This is a genomic window from Micromonospora sp. NPDC049662, from assembly GCF_040675055.1.
In the GTDB taxonomy this organism is placed as follows: domain Bacteria; phylum Actinomycetota; class Actinomycetes; order Mycobacteriales; family Micromonosporaceae; genus Micromonospora.
On sequence record NZ_JBFAOC010000076.1, the window covers coordinates 19,290 to 29,146 of the forward strand.

General features: G+C 71.3%; 9 protein-coding genes. 6 read left to right on the top strand and 3 right to left on the bottom strand.

All coding sequences use genetic code 11. The features are described from left to right. The first annotated feature begins 255 nt into the window (after positions 1-255). Both AB0J36_RS31660 and AB0J36_RS31665 read left to right on the top strand, forming a co-directional pair. Positions 256-756, top strand: coding sequence for a sigma-70 family RNA polymerase sigma factor (locus AB0J36_RS31660; protein ID WP_357120815.1), 501 nt, complete (start codon positions 256-258; stop codon positions 754-756). Further along, complete coding sequence (locus AB0J36_RS31665) at positions 753-1,469, top strand: zf-HC2 domain-containing protein (protein WP_363661502.1); 717 nt, start codon at positions 753-755, stop codon at positions 1,467-1,469. The genes AB0J36_RS31660 and AB0J36_RS31665 overlap by 4 nt, the downstream gene beginning before the upstream one ends. Positions 1,470-1,547: 78 nt before the next feature. Here AB0J36_RS31665 and AB0J36_RS31670 read toward each other — a convergent pair whose 3' ends face one another. The 3 genes from AB0J36_RS31670 to AB0J36_RS31680 all read right to left on the bottom strand — a co-directional run bounded on the left by AB0J36_RS31670 (position 1,548) and on the right by AB0J36_RS31680 (position 6,788). Then, positions 1,548-2,468, bottom strand: a complete 921-nt coding sequence (locus AB0J36_RS31670; RefSeq protein WP_357120604.1) for a hypothetical protein — start codon at positions 2,466-2,468, stop codon at positions 1,548-1,550. A gap of 119 nt (positions 2,469-2,587) precedes the next feature. Further along, on the bottom strand, positions 2,588-3,796 hold the full coding sequence (locus AB0J36_RS31675; protein ID WP_363661503.1) for an alcohol dehydrogenase catalytic domain-containing protein: 1,209 nt from the start codon (positions 3,794-3,796) through the stop codon (positions 2,588-2,590). 91 nt (positions 3,797-3,887) lie between these two features. After that, positions 3,888-6,788: a BTAD domain-containing putative transcriptional regulator gene (locus AB0J36_RS31680; protein WP_363661504.1), complete on the bottom strand. Its 2,901-nt coding sequence runs from the start codon at positions 6,786-6,788 to the stop codon at positions 3,888-3,890. 248 nt (positions 6,789-7,036) lie between these two features. Between AB0J36_RS31680 and AB0J36_RS31685 the strand changes: the two genes are divergently transcribed. From AB0J36_RS31685 to AB0J36_RS31700, 4 genes are all read left to right on the top strand, one after another. After that, positions 7,037-7,993, top strand: coding sequence for a sigma-70 family RNA polymerase sigma factor (locus tag AB0J36_RS31685; protein WP_363661505.1), 957 nt, complete (start codon positions 7,037-7,039; stop codon positions 7,991-7,993). A 51-nt stretch (positions 7,994-8,044) separates the two neighbouring features. Further along, entirely contained in the window at positions 8,045-8,797 is a 753-nt protein-coding gene (locus AB0J36_RS31690; protein ID WP_357171470.1) for a GNAT family N-acetyltransferase, read from the top strand. A 140-nt stretch (positions 8,798-8,937) separates the two neighbouring features. Then, on the top strand, positions 8,938-9,393 hold the full coding sequence (locus AB0J36_RS31695; RefSeq protein WP_357120618.1) for a hypothetical protein: 456 nt from the start codon (positions 8,938-8,940) through the stop codon (positions 9,391-9,393). Between the two features lie 2 nt (positions 9,394-9,395). After that, complete coding sequence (locus AB0J36_RS31700; RefSeq protein WP_357120621.1) at positions 9,396-9,698, top strand: transcriptional regulator; 303 nt, start codon at positions 9,396-9,398, stop codon at positions 9,696-9,698. The last annotated feature ends 159 nt before the right edge of the window (positions 9,699-9,857 follow it).

The window sequence follows — 9,857 nt, forward strand, 5'->3', positions numbered from 1 at the left end:
GCTCGGACGTGACGTCTGCGCCCCAGCGGGGTGGTGCCGCCGGAAACGCATCGGCGACGGTTGACGTCTCGAATCGGTCTCGACGTGGGTCAGTAGACAAATCTTTTATTGATCAACTAACGGTACTAACAGGACGTGCATCCTGAGGCCCCGTAGACAACCGGCGGGCACGCCGGAGACGTGAGGGTCGGCAAAAGGGTGGTAGCAATGGCGGGATCAGGACCTGTTCGTCGGCGCGAAGTGGCAGGCGAGGCACTGGTCCGGTCCATATTCGAGGAGCACGGACGCGCGATGCTCGCTTACGCGACACAGTTGACCCGCGACCGCGCGGCCGCGGAGGACGTCGTCCAGGAAGCGCTGGTACGCGCGTGGCGTCACCCCGACAGTCTGGTCAACGGCAAGGGCTCGGTACGGGGTTGGCTGTTGACGGTCGTCCGCAACATCGTGACCGACACCGTCCGCGCCCGGAACGCGCGGCCACCCGAGGTGCCCGACGGCCCGACGGAATCCGCGGTCGAGCGTGACCACGCCGACCAGGTGGTCAACTCGATCGTCGTGACGGACGCCCTCAATCGCCTCTCGATCGAACACCGACAGGTGCTCGAGCAGGTCTACCTGCGCGGGAGTACAGTCGCGGAAGCCGCCCAGGTCCTCGGGATCCCGCCGGGCACCGTGAAGTCCCGCTCCTACTACGCACTCCGAGCCCTCCGCGATCTCGCCGAGCGTCGCGCCGGGGTGGAACGGCCTGCCTCATGACATCCGACAGCTCATCGCCCCACGCCGACCACTTCGACGTCGGCGGTTACCTGCTGGGCGCGCTCGACGAGTCCTCGGCCCGCCGAGCCGAGGAGCACCTGGCGGGTTGTGCGCAGTGCCGGGCCGAGGTCGAATCGCTGCGGACGTGGACGGACGCGCTCGAGAACGTACCCGACGTGATGCTGCTCGACGGCCCGCCGGAGGACGGCGACCTGCTGTTGCAGCGCACCCTGCGGCAGATCCGCGGCGAGGCCGCCGACGAGCGCCGCCGCCGTCACGCCGTGACCGGGGTCGCCGCGGCGGTCGTCGCCTCGGCCGTCCTCGGCGGCGCCTTCCTCGTTCCCCGGGGCGACACGACGACGGACGCCACCGCGCCGCCGCCGAGCCCGAGCGTCCCGGCCGACCGGGCGGTCCGCTCCGCCAGCGCCGCCGATCCGCGCACCGGCGCTCGTCTCGCCGTCGCCGTCCAGCCGGCCCCCGGCTGGGTACGCCTCAACGCCACGGTGTCCGGCATCCCGCAGGGCCAGCGTTGTCGCCTGCTGGTCGTCGGCAAGGACGGCAGCACGGTACTGGCGGGCAGTTGGCTGGTGTCGGAGCGCGGGGCCGCCGAGGGCGTCACCCTGGACGGCAGTGCCCTGATCGACGAGGCCCAGATCGGCAGTGTCCGGGTGGAGACGACCGACGGCACGGTGTACGTCAGCGCGACGCTGTAGGGCATACCACCAGCAGCGACAGACAGCAACGCGCCGGCCCGGCCAGTGGCCGGGCCGGCGCGAGCCGCACCGCCGGGATCAGCCCAGGCGCACCGAGACGACCGCGTTGTCGAAGTCGACGGTCGCCAGATCCGCGACGTCCCCGTTGATCACCTTCGAGCGGCCGGTGCAGTCCGGGCCCGCCCAGAGCTTGAGCGAGCCGGGCGCCGCCACCGAGGAGGAGACACCCGGGCGGCTCAGGTTCCGGCAGCCGGTGCCGGCGACCCCCTGCGAGCCAGCGCCGTCGCCGAAGTTGGTGTCGTCGAAGAAGACGGCGCTGGTGGCCGGCGGGGCCGGCGACTCCGCGCCGGGCTGCTCGCCACCGGACGCGCCGGCCTTGCCGCCGGTCGGGGTCACGCCGAACCAGGTCCCCCCGACACCCTGCCCCTTGGTCTCGCCGGGCTTGGTGTCCTTGGCGAAGCGGTAGGCCGGCCAGCCGCCGATGGTGACCTGCCGGCTGCCGTCCGAGCGCCGGACCGTACCGACGGCCTCCGCCTTGACCCCCGCGACGAAGATCTTGCCGCCCGGCGTCACCGTGACCGGCGGCCAGGTGGTGGCGCAGTCACCGTCGCAGTTCGACGTCGGCGGGTTGTTGCTGTCCTTGTCGAACCGGTACAGGGTCAGTCCCGCGCCGTTGACGACGACCGGGTCGAGTTTGCCCGCCCGGCCCACGGTCAGCTGGACCCAGCGCTGCGCCGACTCGCGGGCGGCCCCGGTCGCCACCCCGCCGTTGGGTACCGCCCAGTCACCGGTGCCCTGAGCCGCGTTGTTGGACTTCGCGGTGCCGGACGTGAGGGCGAGGTCGGCGACACCGGCCCCGCCCTGTGGTGATGCCGCCGGGCTGCCGCTCAGGTCGGCGGCCCGCGCTGGGCCGGGTGGCACCTGGCTCGGGCCGCACGCCGTGAGCGTCACCGCGCCGACGGCCAGCGCGGCGATGAGGGGTGTCACGTGGTTGCGCATCATCGGAAATCTCCAGCAGTCACCCGGCTCCCAGGAGGTCCGGAAACCGTTCGCCCCTCACACGGAACAGGTCCGGAATCGGTTCAGGGCGGGTGCTGCCGCAGTCGGCCCCGAGGAACTCAGGTGGTGCCGAGGGCCACCTTCAGCCAGCCGGGGCTGCGCAGGTCGAACTCCCGGTACGCCCCAACGGCGTCGGTCAGCGGTTCGTGCTCCGTCACGACATCCTCCGGACGGACCTGACCGGCGGCGACCATGGCCGCCAGCCTGGGGATGTACCGGGGATGGTTGCCGTTGCCGGCGCGGATGGTCAGGTTGCGTCCCATGGCCACACCGATGGGGAAGTACCGGTCGCCGGGCGGATAGACACCCACGATGCCCAGCGTGCCGACCTTGGCCAGGCTGTCGACCGCCCAGGTCTGCGCCTGGCTCGGCGCGTCACCCGGCTTCCAGTGCCCATCCTGGCCCTGACTGTCGAGGTTCGGGGAGATCCCGCGTTGTTCCTCGGCGTTGCGCTCGGCGTCCTTGCCCGCCGCAGGTCCCGACTTGGCGCTCTCACTGTCCACTCCGACGGCGTCGATGGCGCAGTCGGCGCCGATACCGTTCGTCAATTCCATGATGGCGTCGACCGGGTCCACCTCGTTGAAGTTGATCACCTCGGCGCCACGGCCACGGGCATGCTCCAGCCGGTCGGCGTGCCCGTCGATCGCGATCACCCGGGACGCGCCACGCTGGTACGCGGAGAGGATGGCGAACTGACCCACCGGACCGCAACCCCAGACCGTCACCACCTTGCCGTCGTCGGCATCGGCGAGGACCGCTCCGAAGTAGCCGGTCGGGTAGATGTCGGACAGCGTAATGGCCTGCGACTCGGTGACGTTCTCGCCCAGGGAGATCAGGTTGGTGTGCGCGAAGGGCACGCGCGCGTACTCCGCCTGCAAGCCGTTGAACGGACCCTGCATATCGGGTGAGCCGGGCGAGGCCGTACCGGTCCGCGGTCCGAGCGGGTTCGCGTTGTCGCACTGCGCGAAGAGGCCCCGGCGGCAGTACCAGCAGGACCCGCAGCCCAGCACCGCCGAGATCACCACCCGGTCACCCGGTCGGAAGTTGTGGATCTGCGAGCCCACCTCCTCGACCACCCCGACGCCCTCGTGGCCGAGGATCTTGCCCGGCGACATCCCGGGCATGGTGCCGCGGACGAAGTGCAGGTCGGTGCCGCAGATCGCCGCTGTGGTGACCCGGACGATCGCGTCCGTGGGTTGTTCGATGCGGGGCTCGGGCACGTCGTCGACCCGAATGTCACCGATTCCGTGGAAAACGACGGCCTTCACGCGTACTCCCATCCGCGCTGGTCGCCGCAGTGGCGCCAGCCCTCGACAACGGGACCCGGCTTCCCCGGGCGGGCCACGACAAACCGCCCGCTCACGCCAGTTTCTGGGCCAGTCGGGTGACCGAGGCACGCATCCCCTCGGTGCCGCCGTCGGGAAACTCCCGCAGCAGCGTGCGCGCCTGTTCGAACGCCCGGCGGGAACCGGGCAGGTCACCGACGGCGATGAGCACGTCGGCCATCTGCCGCAGCGCGGCGAACTGCGACGGCCGGTTCCCCACGCGCCGCGCCGTGCTCGCCGCGAGTTCCAGCTCCGTCACCGCCTCCGCGACCCGGCCGGTCTCGACCAGGTTGTCCGCGACGGCGGCGCGAATCGCGCTCTCCTCGTGCGCACGCCCCGCCCGCTGGTTGAGGTCGAGCGCCTCCCGGAGCACCTGGATCGACTCAGCGACCTGCCCCAGGGCGGTCAACGACCGTCCCATCCGCAGCAGGCTGCAGATCTCGCCCTGCCGGTGGCCGAGCAGCCGGAACAACGCCAGCGCCTGCGTGCTGTGCGTGAGCGCGCGGTCGTGTCGGCCCAGCACGCTGAGCACCTGGTGGCAGTTGTTGTGCACCAACGCCTGTTCCAGACGCATGCCCCGGTCCTGGTAGGTCGGTGCGGCCTCGCCGAGCAGGCCGAGCGCCTCCTCGTGGGCTCCGAGAAAGTACCGGGCGCCCGCCAGGCTGCGCAGGACGTGCGCTTCCCCGACGACGTCGTGGCGTGCCCGCGCGGCACGTAGCGCGTTGCGCATGACGTCCTCCCAGTCCTGGAAGCGTCCGGCCCACTGCAGGTACTGCTGCATCGAGATGGCGAGCTGCCACGGCACGATGCCGTACCCGACGTCGGCGGCGAGGCGCACCACCTCCGTGAGCACCTCCCGCTGGCGGTCGAACCAGGCGATCGCTTCGTCGTGCGTGTCCGGCCGTTCGACGACGACACCGGGCAGCGGCGGCGCCGGCTCGATCGGCGAACGGTTCGGGTTCAACGCAAGCTGCGCCTGGTAGCTGCTGTGCAGATAATGCTGCAGCAGGCGGCTGAGCGCCGCCTGTCGTTCCGCCGCCGGCTCCTCGGCCTCCCACAGCTCCTCGGCGTACGCCTTGACCAGCACGTGCGACGTGAGTCTGCCGTCCTCGTGCTCGCTCACCAGCGCCGCGTCGATCAGCTCGGCGAGCAGGGCACGCGTGGTGTCCGGGCCGCGGTCGGCGAGGCTCACGCAGGCCTCGGCCGTGACACCGGGCAGCGGGGCGGCCGACAGCAGTCGGAACAGCCGGGCGGCCTCCGGACTGAGCTGCCGATAGGACCACGAGAAGGCCGTCCGGGGATCGACCAACCCGCGGCTGGCCGCGAACGCCTCGAGCCGGTGGGCGCTGTCGCGCAGCTCGGCGGCGATGGTGGCGAGCGACAGGCCCGGACGAGCGGCGATCCGGGCCGCCAGGATGGCCAGCGCCAGCGGAAGCCGACCACACAGCTCGATGACCTCGTCGGCCGTGCCGGCCCCCTCCCCGTCGTCGGTCGACCGGCCTGGCAGGCCGGCGAGACGACGTTCGAGCAGTCGACGGGCCGTCGGCAGGTCGGGCGGGTCGACCCGGAGCAGGTGCGCGCCGTCGAAGGCCGCGAGGCCGACGAGGGCCCGCCGGCTGGTGACGATCACGAGACTCCGTGCCGAGTTCGGCAGCAGCGGGCGCACCTGGGCGGCGTCGTGGGCGTTGTCCAGCAGGAAGAGCATCTGCTTACCGGCCGTCATGCTGCGGTACGTGCCGATCCGCGCGTCGAACGTGTCGGGCACGTCGGAGGCGGGCACGCCCACCATGTGCAGCAGCGAGCGTACGGCGTCGTCGGCCGACAGGCGCTCCCCCGCGCAGAGGTGCCCCCGCAGGTCGAGGTAGAGCTGCCCGTCGGCGAACTCGTCGGCCACCCGGTGGGCGAAGTGCGTGGCGAGCGTCGAGGTGCCCACTCCACCCATGCCGTCCATCGCGATCACCAGTGGACTGGTCCGCCCGGCGGTCCGCATCCCCGTGGTCAGGTCGCCCAGGATCAGCAGTTCGGATTCGCGGCCCACGAAGAAGGGCGGGTCCGGCGGGAGCTGCGCCGGGCGGACCAGCGGTGCCGGACGGGCCACCACGGGGTCCGCGTCCTCGGCGGGTGTCAGCGCCGTCTGGGTGAGGGCCCGCCGATGGGCGTCCTGTAGGTGGTAGCCGGGATCGATGCCCAACTCCTCGTCGAGGCGCGTCCGGATGACGCCGTACACGGCCAACGCCTCCGCCTGCTGCCCCGCCGCGGCGAGGGTCGTCACGAGGCTCGCGTGGACCGGTTCGTTGAGCTCACCCATCGTCGCCGCGAGCCGCAGCGGCGTCAGGACCCGGGCGGGCTGACGCAGCCGTACGGCCACCGCGGCGGCGGCGATCGCGGCGTCGAAGAACTCGCCGTCGATGCCCGCGCAGACCGCCGCGGCGGCGGCGCTGTCGAGAAGCCCGTCACCGGACGAACCGTGGCAGCGCCCCAGCGCGTCGAGATACTGCTCCAACGCCTGGTCCGGGCGGTCCTGCGCCAGGCTGGACTTGGCCGCCGAGACGTCGCGGCGGAACGCGACGAGGTCGAGCGTCTCCGGCTCGGCCACGAAGAGGTACCCGTTGCCGTGCCGCAACAGGTACGAGCCGACGGCCCGCGCGGGCAGGTCGGGTTCGAGCAGGCGGCGCAGCGCCGCGACGTACTTGTGGATCAGGTTCACGGCGCTGGCCGGCGAATCTGGACCCCAGACGAGATCCATCAGATCGCTGGTGGTGGTGGGACGCCCCTGCCGGGCCAGCAGGACCGCCAGGAGGCGGCGTTGCTGGCGCGGGCCCGCGTCGAGTTCGGCCGCACCGCGCCAGACCCGCAGCGGGCCCATGATCTGCAGGCGCGGTCCCCCCTGCGACGCCGGTTCCGCTGTCCGACCGGAGCCGACATCGTCCGTCACGTTGATCACGCTGCGTCCACCGAGTGGAGGTCTACTTGACGACGACTGGATCGGACAGTTCGCCGCAGGATCCGACAATCCCGGGCGCGGGGAAGCCGACACCGGGGTCGAAGGCGGCACGCACCGACCGGCTCGGCCCTGCGGAGGCGAGGTCCTGTCTCGTAACCCATGTTCAGCAGACGTCGCCGGCGAGACGAAAGTTCGATCCTCTTAATGGATTTTTCCCACCGGCGAGCTAGCGTTCCCGGATGCTTCTCCCGACCTCGACGCACGTGTCGGCCGACGACATGGTCGAGCAGGTCCGGAGCGCCCAGCAGGGCGATCCGGCCAGCTTCGCGCTGCTTCTCGACCGCCACTACGCCGGCATGCTCGCGGTGGCACACCGTCTGTTGGGCTCCCGGCCCGACGCCGAGGACGCCTGCCAGGATGCGGCGATCACGGCGTTCAGCCGCATCGGTGAGCTGCGCGACCCCGGCGCCGCGCGGTCCTGGCTACACGCCATCGTGCGCAACAACTGCCGGACGATGCTCCGCGCCCGCATCCCCGTTCCGGTCGGGGTGGCCGGCGAGAATCTGCTCGCCTCGGAGCTGGACGACCCGGTCGCCCGCATCGAGCGCAGCGCCATGCGGGACTGGGTCTGGCACGCGATCCAGCAGTTGTCGCCGGCCGCGCAGACGGTGGCGTTGCTGCGGTACTTCACCAACAACAACTCGTACGAGCAGATCGCCGACCTCTGCGGTACGCCGGTCGGCACTGTCCGTAGTCGCCTGAGCGAGGCACGCCGGCAGTTGGCCGAGGTCCTCCCCCGTGTGCACGACGAGCGGCACGGCGAGACCGTGGCGCTGCGCGCCGAACGACAGCAGGAGGCGGCGACCATCCTGTCGGCGGTACCGGACGGCGCCAGGCTGAACAAGGTGGCCGCCCGCTGGGCCGAGGACATGACCTTCTGGTGGCCGAGCGGCATCCGGACGACCGGTCGGGAACCGGTCTTCGCCGTCATGCGGCAGGACTACGAGTCCGGCGTCGCTGCCAGGATCACCGGAGTGCTCGCCGGGTCCGGCGTCACGATCTGGGAGAACGCCTTCATCAACCCGCCGGAGGATCCGCACCACTGCCCGCCCGGGGGGACCTGGTTGCTGAGGGAGAAAGAGGGCCTGGTGCGCGAAGTGCGCCTTCTGCACACCCCACGGCCGCCCCGGTTCTAGAGAATCCGCGGCGGAATCGAACTTTCCCCCGCCGAGCCATGTCCTGAGGGTATGACCACGTACTCCATCCACGACCTGGAACCACAGCTCGCCGCGAACCGCACGTACTGGTGCGGTTGGGCCGGCGGCCAGCCCGACACCGACCTGCCGACCTATCGCACCGACATCCCGCACCCGCTTCTCAACGGTGTCCTGCGCGTACGCGGGCGGCAGCTCGACGACGCGATCACGGAGGCGAGGAAGCACCTGACCGGCTCGGTCTGGGGCTGGTGGGTGGGTGCGGACAGCGACGAGGGCACCGCCGAGGGACTGCTCGCGCGCGGCGCGACCCAGATCTCCGACATGCCCGTCATGGCGGTGGACGTGACCACGCTGGCCGAGGTCGAGGGCCCCAGCGACCTGCGGATCCAGGTCGCCGCCACGCCGGCCGAGATGCGCGAGTACGTCGAGGCGTACGCCGGGCCGCTCGGCGTCCCCGGCGACCTCGGGCTCGTCGTCGACCGGGAACTGTCCTTCGCCTATCCGGACGTGATCCGCCTCGCCGGCATCGTGGACGGCCGCACCGTGGGCACGTGCACCCTGTCGCTCGGCACCGACGTCGGCGCTCTGTACTGCATCGCCACCCACCCCGACCACCGTCGCAAGGGCATCGCGACCGCCCTCACCCGCGAGGCGCTGCGCATCACCCGCGCGGCCGGACTGCGGATCGCCACTCTCCAGGCGAGCAGTGAGGGCGAGCCGGTGTACCGGCAGATCGGCTTCGACACCGTCACCCGCTACCGCCTCTACCAGCTCCCGGAGTGAGTCCGCGGCGCTGTCGGGCGGGTCGTACGCCGGTCGGCGCGGCAGCGTGGTGACCGGTTCGGCAACAACTTGCTCGTACGGAAAGTGAGTGTTAACTTTCCGTACGAGCAAGTACTTTCCCTAGCTCAAGGAGTTGCGCGATGAGCACCACCCCGACCCCAGAAGAGGCACGGCGAGCTCTCGAGGACGTCGACCGGCGCCGGGACCAGACGGCGGCGGCCGCCAGCCGGTCACGCTGGACCTGGCTCGCGGCCGGAATCCTCGTCGCGGCGTACGGGATCGTGGCCGACCGTTATCCGGACTTCGTGCGCACCTACGGCACCACCATCGTCATCCTGCTTCTGCTCGCCTCGATGGCGGCCAACACCCGATGGGGAGCGGCGCTGCTGCGGCGTCCGGTGCGTCCCCGGGCCACCCCCGACACGTCGAGCCTGCTGTGGTCGGCCCTGGTGCTGGCCCTCCTGATCGGTGGCGCGGCCTTCGCCACCGCCCTGGACGTCCCGCACCTCTGGGCGTGGTTCGGCCTGGTGGGTGGTGTCCTGCTGGCCGCCGCCGGGCCGTGGTGGCAGCGCCGCGTCCTCACCCGCCCGGCCTGACCGTGGCGGCCGACCCGAAGCTGGACCCGGTCCTGCTCGATCCCACCCGGCTGGCCATCCTGGCGCTGCTGGCGGGGACCGAGTGGGCCGAGTTCGCGTTCGTCCGCGACGCCATGGACCTGAGCGATTCCGCCCTTTCCAAGCGGATCTCGAACCTGAGCGACCGCGGTTACGTCGAGGTGCGCAAGGGCTACGTGGGCAAGCGACCCCGCACGTGGATCAACCTCTCCGTGGCCGGGCGGTCGGCCCTGAGCGGCCACATCGCCGCCCTGCGGGACATCGCCGCCCGCGTGGACGGGCCTTAGTCCGTGTGTCAACGACTGCACCCGCTTCACCCACGTCATGGCCGCGATCCGGGTCGAGCGACCAGGGCCCGTGCGACTGACGGCGACAGCACCCTGATGAGCGTGATGCCTGTGAGTCATCTAGATGACTCACAGGCATCACTCTCATCAGCAATACCG